This is a genomic window from Pseudomonas sp. LS2P72 (genome assembly GCF_054897865.1).
Map to the genome: position 1 here is coordinate 2,254,454 of NZ_CM142708.1, position 19,252 is coordinate 2,273,705.

The window sequence follows — 19,252 nt, forward strand, 5'->3', positions numbered from 1 at the left end:
CACAGTGGATTTGCGATGTTCTTCAGATTGCCGTCACCCTCTCCCTTCAGACACTTCTGGCATAACACTTGCTCTTGCCTTGCCGTGCGACTGTGAAAACCCGAATAGTGACGGATTATTGGCATGGCGAAGAGCGAAGCAGCAGTAAAAGACCCCGCAACCAAAGGCAAACTCAAGCTGATCATTGTGATCGTGGTGGCCCTGCTGCTGGCGATCGGTTTGTCCGTGGGAGCGACCTGGTTCTTCATGCACAGCGCCCAGAGCAAGCCTGCCGCCGCGGCTGAAGCCGCCCCGGTCGGCAAACAGCCAGCGATTTTCGAGCCCATGGCTCCGGCCTTCGTAGCCAACTACAACCAGAACGGTCGTCAGCGCTACATGCAAGTGAGCATCACCATGCAGGGCCGCAATCAGGCCGATCTGGAAGCGCTCAAAGTTCACATGCCGGTCATCCGCAATAACCTGGTCATGCTGTTCTCCGGGCAAGACTTCGCCACCCTGGCGTCGCCGGTCGGCCAGGAAATGTTGCGTCAGAAAGCCACGGCCAGCGTCCAGGAAGTGGCGCAGAAAGAACTCGGCAAAGTGGTCATCGAACAGTTGCTTTTCACTAATTTCGTACTGCAGTAGGAACACGACATGGCCGTGCAGGACCTGCTGTCCCAGGATGAGATCGATGCGCTGTTGCATGGCGTCGACGATGGTCTGGTACAGACCGATACCGCTGCTGAACCCGGCAGTGTCAAAAGCTACGACCTGACCAGCCAGGATCGCATCGTCCGCGGACGCATGCCGACCCTGGAGATGATCAACGAGCGTTTCGCCCGATACACCCGCATCAGCATGTTCAACATGCTGCGCCGCTCGGCGGACGTTGCCGTCGGTGGCGTGCAGGTGATGAAGTTCGGCGAATACGTGCACTCGCTGTACGTGCCGACCAGCCTCAACTTGGTCAAGATCAAACCGTTGCGCGGCACCGCGTTGTTCATCCTCGACGCCAAGCTGGTGTTCAAACTGGTGGACAACTTCTTCGGCGGCGACGGCCGTCACGCGAAGATCGAAGGGCGTGAATTCACCCCCACGGAACTGCGTGTGGTGCGCATGGTGCTGGAACAGGCCTTCGTCGATTTGAAGGAAGCCTGGCAGGCGATCATGGAAGTGAACTTCGAGTACATCAACTCGGAAGTGAACCCGGCCATGGCCAATATCGTTGGCCCGAGCGAAGCCATTGTGGTGTCGACCTTCCACATCGAACTCGATGGCGGTGGCGGTGACCTGCACGTGACCATGCCGTACTCGATGATTGAGCCAGTGCGTGAAATGCTCGACGCCGGCTTCCAGTCGGACCTCGACGATCAGGACGAACGCTGGATCAATGCCTTGCGCCAGGACGTGCTGGACGTTGACGTACCGATCGGTGCCACGGTTGCCCGTCGCCAGTTGCGTCTGCGGGACATTCTGCACATGCAGCCGGGGGACATTATCCCGGTCGAGATGCCGGATGAGATGATCATGCGCGCCAACGGCGTGCCTGCGTTCAAGGTCAAGATGGGCTCGCACAAAGGCAACCTCGCGTTGCAAGTGATCGAGCCGATCGAGCGCCGCTGAACGGCGCTCAAAACCCCCTGTGCTTTTAACTGACGGCTCCTGACTGAATGGATGCCCGCCGAGGACAAATTGATGGCTAACGACATGAACACCCAGGACGACCAGGCGCTGGCCGATGAATGGGCTGCGGCCCTGGAAGAAACCGGCGACGCCGGGCAGGACGACATCGACGCGTTGCTGGCCGCCGATGCCGCCAGTTCGCCGTCCAACCGTCTGCCGATGGAAGAGTTCGGCAGCGTGCCGAAAAATAACGATCCGGTCACCCTCGACGGTCCGAACCTGGACGTGATTCTCGATATCCCGGTGTCGATTTCCATGGAAGTCGGCAGCACTGATATCAACATCCGTAACCTGCTGCAGCTTAACCAGGGTTCGGTGATCGAGCTCGATCGCCTGGCCGGCGAGCCGCTGGACGTGCTGGTCAACGGCACGCTCATCGCTCACGGTGAAGTCGTGGTGGTCAACGAGAAGTTCGGCATCCGCCTGACCGACGTGATCAGCCCAAGCGAACGCATCAAGAAGTTGCGCTGAGTGAAAAAGGTTCTGGGGTTTGTGCTGGCGTTGCCGTTCAGTGTTCTGGCAGCCGAGCCGGTAGCGACCGCTACTGCGGCCGCCGCACCCGCGGTCAGCAGCGGTGTGGCCGGGCAATTGACGCAGTTGGTGTTCGGTTTGCTGCTGGTTCTGGGGTTGATCTTTTTCCTCGCCTGGTTGCTGCGTCGGGTGCAACAGGCCGGGCCGGCCGGCAAGGGGCAGGTGATCGAGCTGATCGGTTCCCGCGCGCTTGGCCCGCGTGACCGTCTGATGCTGGTGCAGGTCGGCAACGAGCAGATTCTGCTTGGCTTGAGCCCCGGCACCATCACCGCGTTGCACGTGCTCAAGGAGCCGGTGCAAGTGCCCAGCAGTACTGAAAAAGCGACCCCCGAGTTTGCCCTGCGCCTGATGGAGCTGATGGGCAAGGATCATAAGGATAAGAAGTAATGGGTGCGCTACGCATCATCTTGACGCTGGCCCTGATGCTGGCCGCGCCGCTGGCGTTCGCCGCCGATCCGTTGTCGATCCCGGCGATTACCCTGGGTACCAACGCCGACGGCGCTCAGGAGTATTCGGTCAGCCTGCAAATCCTGCTGATCATGACTGCGCTGAGTTTTATCCCGGCGTTCGTCATGCTGATGACCAGTTTCACCCGGATCATCATCGTCTTCTCGATCCTGCGTCAGGCCCTCGGCCTGCAACAAACGCCGTCGAACCAGATCCTCACGGGCATGGCGCTGTTTCTGACCCTGTTCATCATGGCGCCGGTATTCGACCGGGTTAATCAGGATGCCTTGCAGCCGTATCTGGCGGAGAAACTCACCGCTCAAGACGCCGTGGCCAAGGCGCAGGTGCCGATCAAGGATTTCATGCTGGCCCAGACTCGCACCAGCGATCTGGAGTTGTTCATGCGTTTGTCCAAACGCACTGATATCGCGTCGCCGGATCAGGCACCGCTGACGATTCTGGTTCCCGCGTTCGTCACCTCCGAGCTGAAAACCGCGTTCCAGATTGGCTTCATGATCTTCATTCCGTTCCTGATCATCGACCTGGTTGTGGCCAGTGTCCTGATGGCGATGGGCATGATGATGCTCTCGCCGCTGATCATTTCCCTGCCGTTCAAGATCATGCTGTTCGTGCTGGTGGATGGCTGGGCGTTGATTATCGGTACGCTGGCGAGCAGCTTCGGCGGTGTCTCGCCATGACGCCGGAAGTTGCGGTCGACATCTTCCGGGAAGCATTGTGGCTGACCACCATGATGGTTGCCGTGCTGGTGATTCCGAGTTTGCTCGTGGGTCTGTTGGTGGCGATGTTCCAGGCCGCTACGCAGATCAACGAACAGACCCTGAGCTTCCTGCCGCGCCTGCTGGTGATGCTGGTGACGCTGATTGTTGCCGGTCCGTGGCTGGTGCAGACCTTCATGGAATACATCCTGCAGTTGTACGGCAGCATTCCTCAGGTCATCGGCTAACCCATGTCGCTGCTCCAGCTGACCGATACCCAGATCAGTACCTGGGTCGCGACGTTCATGCTGCCGCTGTTTCGCATCGGTGCCTTGCTGATGGTCATGCCGGTTTTCGGCACGAGCCTGGTGCCCACGCGAGTGCGCCTTTATTTCGCCCTGGCGATTACGTTGGTCATCGCTCCCGGCCTGCCGCCGATGCCGCCAGTCAATGCGCTGGACTTGAGCGGGCTGCTGTTGATTGCCGAGCAGATTCTTGTCGGTGCGGTGCTGGGTTTCTCCTTGCAGCTGTTCTTCCAGGCCTTTGTGGTCGCCGGGCAGATCGTCTCGATTCAGATGGGCATGGGCTTTGCTTCGATGGTCGACCCTACCAACGGCGTTTCGGTGGCGGTGATCGGGCAGTTCTTCACCATGCTGGTGACGCTGTTGTTCCTGTCCATGAACGGCCATCTGGTGGTGTTCGAAGTCCTCACCGAAAGCTTCACCACGCTGCCGGTCGGCAGCGGGTTGATGGTCAATCATTTCTGGGAGCTGGCCGGCAAGCTCGGCTGGGTCCTTGGTGCCGCGCTGTTGCTGGTGTTGCCGGCGATCACTGCGTTGCTGGTGGTCAACATTGCCTTTGGTGTGATGACCCGGGCTGCGCCGCAGCTGAACATCTTTTCTATCGGCTTCCCGCTGACGCTGGTGCTTGGGCTATTCATCGTCTGGGTCGGGCTGGCGGACATTATCAATCAGTATCAACCGCTGGCCTCCGAGGCCTTGCAGTTGTTACGCGAACTGGCACGGGCGCGCTGAGTCATGGCTGAGAGCGAAAGCGGTCAGGACAAAACAGAAGACCCCACCGAGAAGCGCAAGAAGGACTCTCGCGAGAAGGGCGAGATCGCGCGCTCCAAGGAGCTCAATACCCTGGCCGTCATGCTTGCCGGCGCCGGTGGGTTGCTGATTTTCGGCGGAGCCCTGGCTCAGGAGTTGATGGAGCTGATGCGCATGAACTTCTCGCTCTCGCGGGAAGTGATTCTGGATCAGCGTTCCATGGGTACTTACCTGCTGCACTCGGGGCAAATTGCCCTCGTCGCGATTCAGCCAGTGATGATCACCTTGCTGCTGGCGGCATTGATCGGGCCGGTTTCTCTGGGCGGCTGGCTGTTCGCAGCGGGTTCCATGGCGCCCAAGTTCAGCCGAATGAACCCCGGCGCCGGCCTCAAGCGCATGTTCTCGTCCAAGGCCATAGCGGAACTGCTCAAGGCCCTCGCAAAATTTTTCATCGTGTTGTTCGTGGCCCTGGCGGTGTTGTCCTCGGACATCGATGACCTGCTGCGCATCGCCCATGAACCCTTGGACATGGCGATCATTCACAGCCTGCAAGTGGTCGGCTGGAGCACTCTGTGGATGGCCTGCGGGCTGATCATCATCGCCGCTGTGGACGTGCCGATACAGCTCTGGGAAAGCATCAAGAAATTGAAGATGACCAAGCAGGAAGTGCGTGACGAGCATAAGGATCAGGAAGGGAAGCCAGAGGTTAAACAACGGATCCGTCAGCTGCAGCGCGAAATGTCCCAGCGCCGGATGATGGCGGCGATCCCTGACGCCGATGTGGTCATCACCAACCCGACTCACTACGCCGTAGCGCTCAAGTACGATCCGGACAAGGGTGGGGCGCCGATGCTGGTCGCCAAGGGCAACGACTTCCTGGCCTTGAAGATCCGTGAAATCGCTGTGGCCAACGAAGTGCTGCTACTTGAGTCGCCGGCACTGGCGCGTTCGATTTACTACTCCACCGAACTTGATCAGGAAATTCCCGGCGGGCTTTACCTTGCCGTCGCCCAGGTGCTCGCTTACGTCTACCAGATTCGCCAGCACCGCGCGGGCAAGGGCAAACGCCCGGATCCGCTCAAGGACGACCTGCCGATCCCGCCGGATTTGCGGCGTGATTCCTGAGTTCTGTGCTGTCGTGCTGACGCCATCGCGGGCAAGCCCGGCTCCTACAGGTTTGGTTTCATGCGCGATTTCGATCACGACGCAAAACCTGTAGGAGCCGGGCTTGCCCGCGATGAGGCCGGTTCAAGCGCCACAAAATCCCCTGCCAAACCCTCTATTCCCCGCCTCGGCAAAAGTTGGAAGGCTTCTTGCAGTAGCGGCTCTGCGCCTGCTTTCGGCGTCAAAAAGTTTGCTTCAAGGAACGGGGAATACCGGTGGATCGCTCTCAGTTACTCAACAGTGCTCGCACAAACGTTGCCGACTTAAGTCGAGGCAATCTGGGTGTGCCGTTGTTGCTGCTGGTCATGCTGGCGATGATGATGTTGCCGATCCCGCCGTTCCTGCTGGACGTGTTCTTCACGTTCAACATTGCCTTGTCGATCGTGGTGTTGCTGGTTTGTGTTTACGCGTTGCGACCGCTGGATTTCGCGGTGTTTCCGACCATTCTGCTGGTGGCGACGTTGCTGCGACTGGCGCTGAACGTGGCCTCCACGCGCGTGGTGATGCTCCACGGCCAGGACGGTCATGCCGCCGCCGGTAAGGTGATCCAGGCCTTCGGCGAGGTGGTGATCGGCGGTAACTACGTGGTCGGTATCGTGGTGTTCGCGATTTTGATGATCATCAACTTTGTCGTGGTGACCAAGGGCGCCGGACGGATTTCCGAGGTGAGCGCGCGTTTCACCCTCGATGCGATGCCCGGTAAACAAATGGCGATCGACGCCGACCTCAACGCTGGTCTGATCGATCAGGCTCAGGCCAAGGCCCGTCGTTCGGAAGTCGCCCAAGAGGCGGAGTTCTACGGTTCCATGGACGGCGCCAGCAAGTTCGTTCGCGGTGACGCCATTGCCGGCCTGCTGATTCTGTTCATCAACCTGATCGGCGGCATGGCGGTCGGCATCTTCCAGCACGGCATGACCTTCGGCGATGCCGGTCGGGTGTACGCCTTGTTGACCATCGGTGACGGTTTGGTGGCGCAATTGCCATCACTGCTGTTGTCGACCGCCGCAGCGATCATGGTGACTCGTGCGTCCGGCTCGGAAGACATGGGCAAACAGATCAATCGCCAGATGTTCGCCTCGCCGAAAGCGTTGGCAGTGGCGGCGGGTATTATGGCGGTCATGGGCCTGGTGCCCGGCATGCCGCACTTCTCCTTTCTCAGCATGGCGGCCCTGGCGGCCGGCGGCGCGTACCTGTTCTGGAAGAAGCAGAACGTGGTCAAGGTTCAAGCTTTGCAGGAGGTCAAGCGTCAGCAGGAGCTGTTGCCGTCGCCGGCTCGCGCTCAGGAAGCCAAGGAGCTTGGCTGGGATGACGTCACTCCGATCGACATGATCGGCCTGGAAGTCGGCTACCGGCTGATTCCGCTGGTGGACCGCAATCAGGGTGGTCAGTTGCTGGCGCGGATCAAGGGTGTGCGCAAGAAGCTCTCCCAGGATCTGGGTTTCCTGATGCCGACCGTGCATATCCGTGACAACCTCGACCTGGCACCGAGTGCCTATCGCCTGACCCTGATGGGGGTGATCCTCGCCGAAGCGGAGATTTACCCGGACCGCGAACTGGCGATCAACCCGGGGCAGGTCTACGGTACGCTCAACGGCATTACCGCCAAAGATCCGGCTTTCGGTCTGGAGGCGGTCTGGATCGAAGTCAGCCAGCGAGCTCAGGCACAATCCCTCGGTTACACCGTGGTCGATGCCAGTACGGTAGTGGCAACCCACTTGAACCAAATTCTGTACAAGCACTCGAGCGAATTGATCGGTCACGAAGAAGTGCAGCAACTCATGCAATTGTTGGCCAAAAGCTCACCAAAACTGGCCGAAGAACTGGTGCCGGGTGTGGTGTCTCTGTCGCAGCTGCTCAAAGTATTGCAGGCGTTGCTGGCCGAACAGGTGCCAGTGCGGGACATTCGCAGCATTGCCGAAGCCATCGCGAACAATGCCAGCAAGAGTCAAGATACTGCCGCGCTGGTGGCCGCGGTGCGCGTCGGCGTATCCCGCGCAATCGTCCAAAGCATTGTAGGCACTGACTCCGAGCTGCCAGTGATCACCCTGGAGCCAAGGTTGGAACAAATATTGCTCAATAGTCTTCAGAAGGCAGGACAAGGCTCGGAAGAGGGCGTTCTGCTGGAGCCAAGCATGGCTGAGAAACTGCAGCGCTCGTTGATCGATGCGGCGCAGCGTCAGGAAATGCAAGGTCAACCGGTGATTCTGCTGGTAGCCGGTCCGGTTCGCGCGATGCTGTCGCGATTCGGCCGATTGGCAGTCCCGGGTTTGCATGTGTTGGCTTACCAGGAAATTCCTGACAACAAGCAAGTGACCATCGTTGCGACAGTAGGGCCCAACGGCTGAGGTAGTGGTTCATGCAAGTTAAGCGTTTTTTCGCCGCCGATATGCGTCAGGCCATGAAGCTGGTTCGTGATGAGCTGGGCGCTGATGCCGCCATCATTGGCAACCGTCGGATCGCCGGTGGTGTCGAGCTGACGGCCGCCCTGGATTACAAGTTATCGGCGCTGGCTCCGCGCGTTCCGAACATGGAACTCGAAGACGAGCTGCGCAAGACCCAATCGCGGATCGTCACCGCCCAGGCCGAACTGAGCCTGCGCAGCGATGGCGAGAGCGACAAGTCCACCAATCGCCAGTTGTTCGCCGGCCTGCCACTGACCGCCGCCGAGCCGCTGGTCGAGCCGACCTACGCCGAACCCCGTCGTCCTGCACCGGCCGCGGCACCTGCCACCGGCGGCGTCGACCCGCGGGCGTTCGACTCGATGCGTTTCGAACTCAACAGTCTGCGCGAACTGATGGAAGTGCAACTCGGCTCCCTGGCCTGGAATCAGCTGCAAGGCAGCCGTCCGGCCCAGGCCAACCTTTGGCGTCGCCTGCAACGCATCGGTCTGTCCGGCCCGTTGTCGCGCGATTTGCTCGCGCTGATTACCGATATTGAAGAACCTCGTCAGGCCTGGCGCATGTTGCTGGCACACCTGGCGCGGATGATCGTCACACCGGAAGTCGAGCCTCTGGAAGAGGGCGGCGTGATTGCCATGGTCGGCCCTGCCGGCATGGGCAAGACCACCACGCTGGCCAAACTCGCGGCCCGCTATGTGCTCAAGTACGGCGCGCAGAATATCGCGCTGGTCAGCATGGACAGCTACCGTATTGGTGCTCAGGAACAACTCAAGACCTTGGGCCGGATCCTCAATGTGTCGGTGACGCATGTCGATCCGGGCCAATCGCTGGTTCAGGCGCTGGAGCCTTTGCTGCGCAAACGCGTGGTGCTGATCGATACCGCGGGCCTTCAGGCCAGCGATCCGGCACTGCGCATGCAGCTCGAAAGCCTGGCCGGTCGTGGCATCAAATCGAAAAATTATCTGGTGTTGGCAACCACCAGCCAGAAACAGGTTCTAACGGCCGCTTATCACAGTTACAAGCGTTGTGGGCTCGCTGGCTGCATCCTGACTAAACTGGATGAAACGGCAAGTCTGGGCGAGGTGTTGAGCCTGGCCATCAGTCATGAATTGCCGGTGGCTTACCTGACCGATGGCCCGCGGATTCCGGATGATTTGCATCTACCGCGTCGTCATCAGTTGGTCAGTCGCGCCGTCAGCGTGCAAATGCAAGAAGAACCCAGCGAAGAAGCCATGGCTGACATGTTCGCTGATATTTACCACAGCCCGACCAAGCAGGTCGGCTGAGGTATTAATGAACAGTTTTTGTACCTACATCGATGGTCTGCCATGCATTGTTCAGTTCGTGAACGCGCAGCCAGTAATGTGGCCTCCGTCTAAGTAAGACAAGGTAAAGAAAATTCATGGGCAGCATGCATCCCGTACAGGTGATCGCGGTGACCGGCGGCAAAGGTGGCGTCGGGAAGACTAACGTGTCAGTGAACTTGTCCCTGGCTCTAGCGGAGCTCGGCCGGCGCGTCATGCTGCTGGACGCTGATCTGGGGCTGGCGAACGTCGACGTCCTGCTGGGACTGACACCCAAACGTACTTTGGCCGACGTGATCGAAGGCCGCTGCGAGCTGCGCGACGTACTGTTGCAAGGCCCTGGCGGCATCCGCATCGTCCCGGCCGCGTCCGGCACACAGAGCATGGTTCATTTAAGCCCGGCGCAACACGCCGGCCTGATCCAGGCGTTCAGCGATATCGGCGACAACCTCGACGTGCTGGTGATCGACACCGCTGCGGGCATTGGTGACTCGGTTGTCAGTTTCGTTCGCGCAGCGCAGGAGGTCTTGCTGGTGGTCTGCGACGAACCGACCTCGATCACCGATGCCTACGCACTGATCAAACTGCTGAACCGCGATTACGGCATGAACCGCTTCCGCGTCCTGGCCAACATGGCCCAGAGCCCACAGGAAGGTCGCAACCTGTTCGCCAAGTTGACCAAGGTCACGGATCGCTTCCTTGACGTCGCCTTACAATACGTCGGCGCGGTGCCTTACGACGAAAGCGTGCGCAAGGCCGTGCAGAAGCAGCGCGCCGTCTACGAAGCCTTCCCGCGGTCCAAGTGCTCACTGGCGTTCAAGGCCATTGCACAGAAGGTCGATACCTGGCCGCTGCCTGCCAACCCGCGTGGGCACCTGGAGTTTTTCGTCGAGCGCCTCGTGCAACAAACCGCAGGACCGGTGCTATGACATCCAGTGGCTACAACCTCTACAAGAAGTCGGCACGTGACGCGCAGTACGAGCTGATCGAGCGTTACGCGCCACTGGTTAAACGCATTGCCTACCACTTGCTGGCGCGTCTGCCGGCCAGTGTCCAGGTCGAAGACCTGATCCAGGCCGGGATGATCGGCCTGCTTGAAGTGTCGACCAAATACGACGCCAGCAAAGGCGCGAGTTTCGAGACGTACGCGGGCATTCGAATCCGCGGCGCGATGCTCGATGAAGTACGCAAGGGGGACTGGGCGCCACGTTCGGTCCACCGCAATACCCGGATGGTCAGCGACGCAATTCGTTCGATTGAAGCTAAAACCGGCCGTGACGCTAAAGATCACGAGGTTGCGGCCGAACTCCAATTGAGTCTCGACGATTATTACGGGATTTTGAACGACACCCTGGGCAGCCGCTTATTCAGTTTCGACGATCTGTTGCAGGACGGCGAACACGAAGGGCTGCACGAGGATGGCGCCAGTGCTCATCTGGAGCCGTCACGCGATCTGGAAGATGAACGCTTCCAGGCAGCGCTGGCGGACGCGATTGCCAATTTGCCGGAGCGTGAGCGACTGGTGTTGGCGCTGTACTACGACGAAGAGTTGAATCTCAAGGAAATCGGTGAGGTCCTGGGGGTCAGCGAATCTCGGGTCAGCCAGTTACACAGCCAGTGCGCGGCCCGTTTGCGGGGGCGTTTGGGGGAGTGGCGAGCGCGCTGAAGGCAGTGTGGGGACACTGCGAACGCGGCGGGTGGGGTGTTGAACCGTACCGGCCCCGATCTGCTGTGCTCCAGACAGTCATTGAGTGCTTTGCCGGATTGATTGAAATGGCGCGTCCAGGTGCTGGGCGCGTTTAAGACTGCTTGGAGGTCGAATTGGACAAGAACATGAAAATCCTCATCGTTGATGACTTCTCAACGATGCGGCGGATCATTAAAAACCTGTTGCGTGACCTTGGGTTCACCAACACGGTCGAGGCCGACGATGGCACTACTGCCATTCCGGTTCTCAACAGCGGCAGCATCGACTTTCTGGTAACAGACTGGAACATGCCCGGCATGACCGGTATCGACCTGCTGCGCCACGTGCGTGCCGATGAAAAACTCAAGCACCTTCCGGTGTTGATGGTCACGGCCGAAGCCAAGCGCGAGCAAATTATCGAGGCTGCCCAGGCCGGTGTTAACGGCTATGTGGTCAAGCCCTTCACGGCCCAGGCGTTGAAAGACAAGATTGAAAAGATCTTCGAACGCATCGGTTGATGTGCGAAGCCACTGCGCCACGGGGGGAGCTATGGAGCATAACGAGTCTTCACAGGGCGATTTCGAATCGACTCTGAAAAAACACGCGGTCGAACTGGTCGAAAGCCTTGAAAAAGGCAGGTTCGGCGACGCTGTGCAACTGATCCATGAGCTCAATCAGACCCGTGACCGTGGCCTGTATCAGGAAGTGGGCAAGCTCACTCGCGAGCTGCATAGCGCGATCGTCAATTTCCAGATTGACCCGAACATGCCGCAAGCCGAGGAAGTCTCGCAGATCACGGATGCCACCGAGCGTCTGGGTTATGTGGTCAAGCTGACCGAGGCCGCTGCCAACCGCACCATGGACCTGGTGGAAAACGCCACGCCGCTGGTCAACGGCCTGAGCAACGAAGCCCAGGCCTTGAGCACCGACTGGGGTCGGTTCATGCGTCGCGAAGTCGGGGCTGAAGAGTTCCGCGAGCTGGCCCGGCGAGTCGACGGTTTCCTGACACGCAGCAGCGAAGACAATCGCGTGGTGTCGAGCAATCTCAACGACATTCTGCTCGCTCAGGATTACCAGGACCTCACCGGTCAGGTGATCAAGCGTGTGACCCAATTGGTCACCGAAGTCGAAAGCAACCTGCTCAAGCTCGTGCTTATGGCCAGTCAGGTGGACCGCTTTGCGGGCATCGAACATGACCGTGAAGCGATGCTTGCAGAAAAAGATCCGCAAAAACATCTATCTCAGGGTGAAGGTCCGCAGATTCATGCCGATAAAAGAGAAGACGTTGTGTCCGGTCAGGACGATGTGGACGATTTGCTATCCAGTCTTGGATTTTAGGTTTTTAGGTTTTTAGACCTTTAGGAGCACCCCCTTAATGAGCTTCGGCGCCGATGAAGAGATCCTTCAGGATTTCCTGGTTGAGGCCGGCGAGATTCTAGAGCAACTGTCCGAACAGCTGGTCGAGCTTGAAAGCCGACCGGATGATGCGGACTTGCTCAATGCAATTTTTCGCGGTTTTCACACTGTAAAAGGAGGCGCCGGCTTCCTCCAGCTCAACGAGCTGGTGGAGTGCTGTCACATCGCCGAGAACGTGTTCGACATCCTGCGCAAGGGTGAACGTCGCGTCGACTCGGAACTGATGGACGTGGTTCTCGAAGCGCTGGATGCGGTGAACGGCATGTTTACCGAGGTCCGCGAGCGCAGCCCGATCACGGCTGCCACGCCTGAATTGCTGGCAGCTCTGGCCCGTCTGGCCGAGCCGCAAACCGCCGATGAAACGGCACCGGTCGCCGAGGTGGTGGACGAACCTGCCGCCGAGAGCGAATCGGGTGACATCACCGATAACGAATTTGAACAACTGCTGGACTCGCTGAACGCCGTCAAGGCTCAGGCAGAAGCCCCGGCAGCTTTGCCAGCGCCCAGCAGCAACGCGCCGACCAGCGACGAAATCACCGATGCCGAGTTCGAGTCGTTGCTCGATCAACTGCACGGTAAAGGCCAGTTCGCCGTCGATGCGGTAGCCCCGGCGCCAGCCGCGCCGGCTGCCCCGAAAGTGGCAGGCGACAGCTCCGATATCACCGACGACGAGTTCGAAGCACTGCTCGATCAGTTGCACGGCAAGGGCAACTTTGCCGTTGATGCGCTGGAATCGGCCATTGCTGCGGTCCCGGCCCCGGCTGCTCCAACCGCTAAAGCCGCTGGCGGCGATCTGATCTCAGATCACGAGTTCGAATCACTGCTCGACGAATTGCACGGCAAAGGCAAGTTCACCGAGGTTGGCACTGGCGCAGTGGTTTCTGCTCCTGTCGCCAAGGCGCCAGCACCGGCTGCAAAACCCGTCGCCAAAGCGCCCGAGCCTAAAGCCGAAGCGCCGAAGCCTGCCGCTGCTGCACCGGCTCCGGCCCGTGCCCCAGCCGCGCCGCCACCGGAAAAACCGGCCAGCGAAGCCGAAACCACCGTGCGGGTCGATACCGCGCGTCTCGACGAAATCATGAACATGGTCGGCGAGTTGGTACTGGTGCGTAACCGCTTGGTCCGTCTGGGCCTCAACAGCGGCGACGAAGCCATGTCCAAGGCTGTGTCGAACCTCGACGTGGTCACGGCCGACCTGCAAACCGCGGTCATGAAGACCCGGATGCAACCGATCAAGAAGGTCTTCGGGCGCTTCCCGCGTCTGGTTCGCGACCTGGCTCGCCAGCTCAAGAAAGAAATCAACCTGGAACTGGTCGGCGAAGAAACCGACCTCGACAAGAACCTCGTCGAGGCCCTGGCCGACCCGCTGGTCCACTTGGTGCGCAACTCGGTCGACCACGGTATCGAAGAGCCGGCTGAGCGCGAAGCGATGGGCAAGCCTCGCAGCGGCAAGGTGATCCTGTCCGCTGAACAGGAAGGCGACCACATCCTGCTGTCCATCTCCGATGACGGCAAGGGCATGGACGCCGATGTTCTGCGCGGCATTGCCGTGAAGAAAGGCTTGATGGACAAGGATGCAGCGGATCGCCTCAGCGAATCCGATTGCTTCAACCTGATCTTCGCGCCGGGTTTCTCGACCAAGACCGAAATTTCCGACGTCTCCGGACGCGGCGTGGGCATGGACGTGGTGAAAACCAAAATCGCCCAGCTCAACGGCACCATCAATATCTACTCGACCAAGGGCAAGGGCTCGAAGATCGTCATCAAGGTCCCGTTGACCCTGGCGATCATGCCGACGCTGATGGTCATGCTGGGCAACCAGGCGTTTGCGTTCCCGCTGGTGAACGTCAACGAGATCTTCCACCTCGACCTGTCGCGCACCAACGTGGTGGACGGCCAGGAAGTGGTGATCGTGCGGGACAAGGCGCTGCCATTGTTCTACCTCAAGCGCTGGCTGGTCGCCTCCGCCGCTCATGAAGAGCAGCGCGAAGGCCATGTGGTGATCCTTTCGGTGGGCACTCAGCGGATCGGCTTCGTCGTCGATCAACTGGTAGGCCAGGAAGAAGTGGTCATCAAGCCATTGGGCAAAATGCTCCAGGGAACCCCGGGCATGTCCGGCGCCACCATCACCGGTGACGGCCGCATTGCGCTGATTCTCGATGTTCCGAGCATGCTCAAGCGTTACGCCGCACGGCGTATTTGATTCTGGTGGAGCGGGGCGACTGAGCCTCGCTCCGTCTAACGGAGTGTTTATGGCAGTTAAAGTCCTGGTGGTGGACGATTCGGGGTTTTTCCGCCGCCGCGTCTCGGAAATTCTTTCAGCGGATCCGAACATCCAGGTCGTCGGCACGGCGACCAACGGCAAAGAGGCGATTGATCAGGCGCTGGCCCTCAAACCAGACGTGATCACCATGGACTACGAGATGCCGATGATGGATGGCATCACGGCGGTGCGGCACATCATGCAGCGCTGCCCGACCCCGGTGTTGATGTTCTCCTCGCTGACCCACGAAGGCGCTCGGGTAACCCTCGACGCGCTGGACGCCGGCGCGGTGGATTTCCTGCCGAAGAATTTCGAAGACATCTCCCGTAACCCGGAGAAGGTCAAGCAACTGCTGTGCGAGAAGATTCTCAGCATTTCGCGCAGTAACCGTCGCGCCAACACCTACAGCGCTCCGGCACCTGTCGCCGCACCCGCCCCGACGCCTGCACCTTCGAGCGTCAGCAGCTATGGCAGCAGCGCGCCTGCGCGTCCGGCACCGGCTCCGATTCCGGCGCGTACGCACGCGCCAGCCTCGTCATCGCCAACGCCGAAACGCAAAGCCTACAAACTGGTTGCCATCGGTACGTCCACGGGCGGCCCGGTTGCCCTGCAGCGGGTTCTGACCCAATTACCGGCCAATTTCCCTGCACCGATCGTATTGATCCAGCACATGCCGGCCGCTTTTACCAAGGCCTTTGCCGAGCGTCTGGACAAGCTCTGCCGCATCAGCGTCAAGGAAGCCGAGGATGGCGACATCCTGCGTCCGGGCCTGGCGTTGCTGGCGCCGGGTGGCAAGCAAATGATGATCGACGGCCGGGGCGCGGTGAAAATCCTCCCGGGCGACGAACGTCTGAACTACAAGCCGTGCGTGGACATCACCTTCGGTTCCGCTGCCAAGTCTTACGGCGACAAAGTTCTGGCGGTCGTATTGACCGGCATGGGCGCCGACGGTCGTGAAGGCGCGCGTCTGCTCAAACAGGGCGGCAGTGCAATCTGGGCTCAGGATGAAGCCAGCTGCGTGATCTACGGCATGCCGATGGCCATCGTCAAAGCCGAACTCGCCGACGCGGTGTACAGCCTGGACGATATTGGCAAGCATCTGGTCGAGGCTTGTATCTGATGGATGTTTTGAGCCTCATCGGGATCATCATGGCGTTCGTCGCCATCATTGGCGGCAACTACCTTGAAGGCGGCCACCTCGGCGCCCTGGCCAACGGCCCGGCGGCGTTGATCGTTATCGGCGGAACCGTCGGTGCGGCGCTGCTGCAGTCACCGATGAGCGCCTTCAAACGCGCCATGCAGATTCTGGCCTGGATCCTGTTCCCTCCACGCATCGACCTCGCCGGTGGCGTCGATCGCGTTGTCAACTGGAGCCTGACCGCACGCAAGGAAGGCCTGCTCGGTCTGGAAGGGGTGGCCGACGCCGAACCTGACAATTACTCGCGCAAAGGCCTTCAACTGTTGGTGGACGGCGCCGAGCCGGAAGCGATTCGCAGCATCCTGGAAGTGGATTTCTACACCCAGGAAAGCCGCGACATCGAAGCCGCCAAAGTCTTCGAAAGCATGGGCGGCTACGCGCCGACCATCGGCATCATCGGTGCGGTGATGGGCCTGATCCACGTGATGGGCAACCTCGCCGATCCATCGCAACTGGGTAGCGGCATTGCCGTGGCCTTCGTCGCGACCATCTACGGCGTGGCCAGTGCCAACCTGGTGCTGCTGCCGATTGCCGCCAAACTCAAGTCCGTCGCTATGCGGCAGTCGCGTTATCGCGAAATGTTGTTGGAAGGCATTCTGTCGATCGCCGAAGGTGAAAACCCTCGCTCTATTGAGTTGAAGCTTCAGGGCTTCATGGATTGATGGGGGTAATGGACTATGGCTCGTCGCCGGCAACCTGAAGAACATGTAAACCATGAACGTTGGCTGGTTTCGTACGCCGACTTCATTACGTTGCTGTTCGCTTTCTTCGTCGTGATGTATTCGATTTCTTCGATCAACGAAGGCAAGTACAAGGTCATTTCCGAGGCGCTGATCGGGGTGTTTACCGATTCCGATCGCGCCCTCAAGCCGATCCCGATCGGCGACGAGCGACCGAAGACCGTGACCCCGGCCAAGCCGCTGGTTAAAGACGCCGAGCAGGTCGACGCCGGTATCGCGGGTGCCAGCGATCCGCTCAAAAGCATCGCCGACGACATCAGCGCCGCGTTCGGCGACTTGATCAGCTCCAACCAGATGACCATTCGCGGCAACGAGCTGTGGGTCGAGATCGAACTCAATTCCAGCCTGTTGTTCGGCAGCGGCGACGCCATGCCCAGCGATATCGCGTTCAATATCATCGACAAGGTTGCCGCGATTCTGAAGCCGTTCGACAACCCGATTCACGTCGAAGGCTTCACTGACGATCAACCGATCCGCACCGCGCAATACCCGACCAACTGGGAGCTGTCCTCGGCTCGTTCAGCCAGCATCGTGCGCATGCTGGCGATGCAGGGTGTGAACCCCGGTCGCCTGGCGTCGGTGGGGTACGGCGAGTTCCAGCCAGTGGCCAACAACGCCACTGCCGAGGGCCGGGCGCGTAACCGTCGTGTGGTGCTGGTGGTCTCACGAAATCTCGATGTACGCCGCAGCCTCACGGGCACCGGAACCGCCAATGCGAAACCTGATGCCGCGTTGAAGCGTGCTGGCACACAAACTGCACCGACCCCGGTCAAGTCGCCGGGACGAGAGAGTGCCGTCAATTCTCCGTCACCCGCATTAATACGTTGAGCTTTTCCTCGGTCGACCATTTCGACCGGGAGGAACAATCCGAATGAGAGTCTGGGCAGTCGCCAATCAAAAGGGTGGTGTTGGTAAAACCACTTCCTCTATCGCTTTAGCCGGTTTGCTGGCCGAGGCGGGCAAGCGTGTGGTCGTGGTCGATCTCGACCCCCACGGCTCCATGACCAGCTACTTCGGTTACGACCCCGACAGCCTGGAACACAGCAGCTACGACCTGTTCCTGCACAAGGGCAGCGTGCCGCAAGGCCTGCCCGGGCAGTTGCTGTTACCCACCAGCCACGAGAGTATTTCCCTGTTGCCGTCGAGCACCGCACTCGCGACCCTCGAGCGCCAGTCGCCGGGTCAGAGTGGCTTGGGCCTGGTGATTGCCAAGAGCCTGGCGCAACTTTGGCAGGACTTCGACTACGCCGTGATCGACAGCCCGCCGTTGCTCGGCGTGCTGATGGTCAATGCCTTGGCGGCGAGTCAGCAATTGGTGATTCCGGTGCAGACTGAACACCTGGCGGTCAAAGGCCTGGAGCGCATGGTCAATACCCTGGCGATGATCAACCGTTCGCGTAAACAGGCGCTGCCGTTCAGCATCGTGCCGACCCTGTTCGACCGCCGCACGCAGGCGTCCCTCGGCACGCTGCGGGTGTTGCGCGACAAGTACCCGGAAGAAATCTGGCAGGGCTACATCCCGGTCGATACCCGCTTGCGCGATGCCAGCCGGGCAGGGGTGACGCCTTCGCAGTTCGACGGCAAGAGCCGTGGTGTTCTCGCGTACCGCGCACTGCTCAAGCACCTGCTGGCAGCACAACTTGTCCCGCAGGTGGCGTGAGATGAACTCAATCCCTGTACCTGTAGGAGCGAGGCTTGCCCGCGAAGCAGGCGCCGCGGTATTTACAGTTGAATCGTGTCATCGTTCTTCGCGGGCAAGCCTCGCTCCTACAAGGGCATGCGCATGAACCGCCCGGTAAAAATCACCTCGCGCCCGCAACTCGCACTCCAGTCCTATCTGGACAGCTTGCTGATGGAGGCGACTGAAGAGTTGCCGCCGGAAATCGAAGCGCTGGTTGAAATCGTTGAGGTTGTTGAAGCGGTCGAAGTTGAAGCTGCGCTGGACGAGTTCCAGGCAGCGGTGCTCGAAGAGCAGGCTCGCGATGCGCAGAAACCCGCCTTGGTTGCCGCACCGGTAGCAGCGCCCGTGGTGAAAGCACCGGTAGCTGTGATCGAAGCACCGGTGCCGGTTCTCGCACCGGTATCGACCATCGCCCCCCTGCTGCAAGCCTTGGTGCCGCCGGTGGTCGAAGTCCACCTGCCACCGAGCAACACGCCACCACCCGTGGAAATCGATGGTCGCCCGTCCTGGGCCGCCGAGCCATTCGAATGCCTGTTGTTCGATGTCGCCGGGCTGACCCTGGCGGTGCCGCTGGTGTGCCTGGGCTCGATTTATTCTTTGGCCGGTCACGAGCTGACACCGCTGTTCGGTCAGCCGGAATGGTTCCTCGGGATTCTGCCGAGTCAGGCCGGCAACCTGAAAGTATTGGACACTGCTCGTTGGGTCATGCCCGACCGTTACCGCGACGATTTCCGCCAGGGCCTGCAATACGTTATTTCGGTTCAGGGCTACGAGTGGGGGCTGGCGGTGCATCAGGTCAGCCGCTCGTTGCGCCTGGACCCGAACGAAATCAAATGGAGAAGTCATCGAGGTCAGCGGCCATGGCTCGCTGGCACGGTGATTGAGCACATGTGTGCGCTGCTGGACGTTTCCGCCCTGGCCGAGTTGATCGCCAGCGGCGGGGCAAAGCACATGGGCGGCATCAAGCCGCTACACAAACCGACATAGCTGCCGAC

At 60.1% G+C, this 19,252-nt stretch carries 20 protein-coding genes; all 20 read left to right on the forward strand.

Annotation, left to right across the window (positions count from 1 at the left end; all coding sequences use genetic code 11):
* The first annotated feature begins 123 nt into the window (after positions 1-123).
* The 20 genes from fliL (at position 124) to ACYZUA_RS10525 (ending at position 19,244) form a co-directional block, all read left to right on the forward strand.
* A complete protein-coding gene (gene fliL / locus ACYZUA_RS10430) occupies positions 124-624 on the forward strand; it encodes a flagellar basal body-associated protein FliL (protein ID WP_461963029.1) in 501 nt (166 codons plus the stop codon).
* A 9-nt stretch (positions 625-633) separates the two neighbouring features.
* Positions 634-1,602, forward strand: coding sequence for a flagellar motor switch protein FliM (fliM, locus tag ACYZUA_RS10435; RefSeq protein ID WP_461963030.1), 969 nt, complete (start codon positions 634-636; stop codon positions 1,600-1,602).
* A gap of 72 nt (positions 1,603-1,674) precedes the next feature.
* Positions 1,675-2,133 (forward strand): flagellar motor switch protein FliN, encoded by a 459-nt coding sequence (gene fliN, locus ACYZUA_RS10440; RefSeq protein ID WP_008151080.1) that lies wholly within the window; start codon positions 1,675-1,677, stop codon positions 2,131-2,133.
* Positions 2,134-2,580, forward strand: coding sequence for a flagellar biosynthetic protein FliO (gene fliO, locus ACYZUA_RS10445; protein ID WP_461963031.1), 447 nt, complete (start codon positions 2,134-2,136; stop codon positions 2,578-2,580).
* Positions 2,580-3,338: a flagellar type III secretion system pore protein FliP gene (gene fliP / locus ACYZUA_RS10450; RefSeq protein WP_458512090.1), complete on the forward strand. Its 759-nt coding sequence runs from the start codon at positions 2,580-2,582 to the stop codon at positions 3,336-3,338. Before fliO ends, fliP begins: the two co-directional genes overlap by 1 nt.
* Positions 3,335-3,604: a flagellar biosynthesis protein FliQ gene (gene fliQ / locus ACYZUA_RS10455; protein WP_007948918.1), complete on the forward strand. Its 270-nt coding sequence runs from the start codon at positions 3,335-3,337 to the stop codon at positions 3,602-3,604. The genes fliP and fliQ overlap by 4 nt, the downstream gene beginning before the upstream one ends.
* Before the next feature lie 3 nt (positions 3,605-3,607).
* Entirely contained in the window at positions 3,608-4,390 is a 783-nt protein-coding gene (gene fliR, locus ACYZUA_RS10460) for a flagellar biosynthetic protein FliR (protein WP_095127767.1), read from the forward strand.
* A 3-nt stretch (positions 4,391-4,393) separates the two neighbouring features.
* The gene (flhB, locus tag ACYZUA_RS10465) at positions 4,394-5,533 is read left to right on the forward strand and encodes a flagellar biosynthesis protein FlhB (RefSeq protein WP_461963032.1); all 1,140 of its coding nucleotides are present in this window, start codon (positions 4,394-4,396) and stop codon (positions 5,531-5,533) included.
* Between the two features lie 254 nt (positions 5,534-5,787).
* Positions 5,788-7,917, forward strand: coding sequence for a flagellar biosynthesis protein FlhA (gene flhA / locus ACYZUA_RS10470; RefSeq protein ID WP_461963033.1), 2,130 nt, complete (start codon positions 5,788-5,790; stop codon positions 7,915-7,917).
* 11 nt (positions 7,918-7,928) lie between these two features.
* Complete coding sequence (gene flhF, locus ACYZUA_RS10475) at positions 7,929-9,257, forward strand: flagellar biosynthesis protein FlhF (RefSeq protein WP_461963034.1); 1,329 nt, start codon at positions 7,929-7,931, stop codon at positions 9,255-9,257.
* A 116-nt stretch (positions 9,258-9,373) separates the two neighbouring features.
* A complete protein-coding gene (gene fleN, locus ACYZUA_RS10480; RefSeq protein WP_008001746.1) occupies positions 9,374-10,204 on the forward strand; it encodes a flagellar synthesis regulator FleN in 831 nt (276 codons plus the stop codon).
* Positions 10,201-10,941 carry an RNA polymerase sigma factor FliA gene (gene fliA / locus ACYZUA_RS10485; protein ID WP_415765170.1) on the forward strand — a complete coding sequence of 247 codons (741 nt, stop codon included), beginning with the start codon at positions 10,201-10,203 and terminating at the stop codon, positions 10,939-10,941. The genes fleN and fliA overlap by 4 nt, the downstream gene beginning before the upstream one ends.
* Before the next feature lie 167 nt (positions 10,942-11,108).
* Entirely contained in the window at positions 11,109-11,480 is a 372-nt protein-coding gene (locus ACYZUA_RS10490; RefSeq protein WP_024012118.1) for a chemotaxis response regulator CheY, read from the forward strand.
* Positions 11,481-11,511: 31 nt separating this feature from the next.
* Positions 11,512-12,300: a protein phosphatase CheZ gene (locus ACYZUA_RS10495; protein ID WP_074874578.1), complete on the forward strand. Its 789-nt coding sequence runs from the start codon at positions 11,512-11,514 to the stop codon at positions 12,298-12,300.
* A 37-nt stretch (positions 12,301-12,337) separates the two neighbouring features.
* Positions 12,338-14,578 (forward strand): chemotaxis protein CheA, encoded by a 2,241-nt coding sequence (locus tag ACYZUA_RS10500; protein ID WP_461963035.1) that lies wholly within the window; start codon positions 12,338-12,340, stop codon positions 14,576-14,578.
* A gap of 49 nt (positions 14,579-14,627) precedes the next feature.
* Complete coding sequence (locus ACYZUA_RS10505; protein ID WP_461963036.1) at positions 14,628-15,758, forward strand: protein-glutamate methylesterase/protein-glutamine glutaminase; 1,131 nt, start codon at positions 14,628-14,630, stop codon at positions 15,756-15,758.
* Positions 15,758-16,498 carry a flagellar motor protein gene (locus ACYZUA_RS10510; protein ID WP_095127762.1) on the forward strand — a complete coding sequence of 247 codons (741 nt, stop codon included), beginning with the start codon at positions 15,758-15,760 and terminating at the stop codon, positions 16,496-16,498. Before ACYZUA_RS10505 ends, ACYZUA_RS10510 begins: the two co-directional genes overlap by 1 nt.
* Before the next feature lie 15 nt (positions 16,499-16,513).
* The gene (gene motD / locus ACYZUA_RS10515) at positions 16,514-17,404 is read left to right on the forward strand and encodes a flagellar motor protein MotD (protein ID WP_008155811.1); all 891 of its coding nucleotides are present in this window, start codon (positions 16,514-16,516) and stop codon (positions 17,402-17,404) included.
* Between the two features lie 43 nt (positions 17,405-17,447).
* Positions 17,448-18,236 (forward strand): ParA family protein, encoded by a 789-nt coding sequence (locus tag ACYZUA_RS10520; protein ID WP_046046365.1) that lies wholly within the window; start codon positions 17,448-17,450, stop codon positions 18,234-18,236.
* Between the two features lie 123 nt (positions 18,237-18,359).
* Positions 18,360-19,244, forward strand: coding sequence for a CheW domain-containing protein (locus ACYZUA_RS10525; RefSeq protein ID WP_461963935.1), 885 nt, complete (start codon positions 18,360-18,362; stop codon positions 19,242-19,244).
* Positions 19,245-19,252 lie beyond the last annotated feature (8 nt).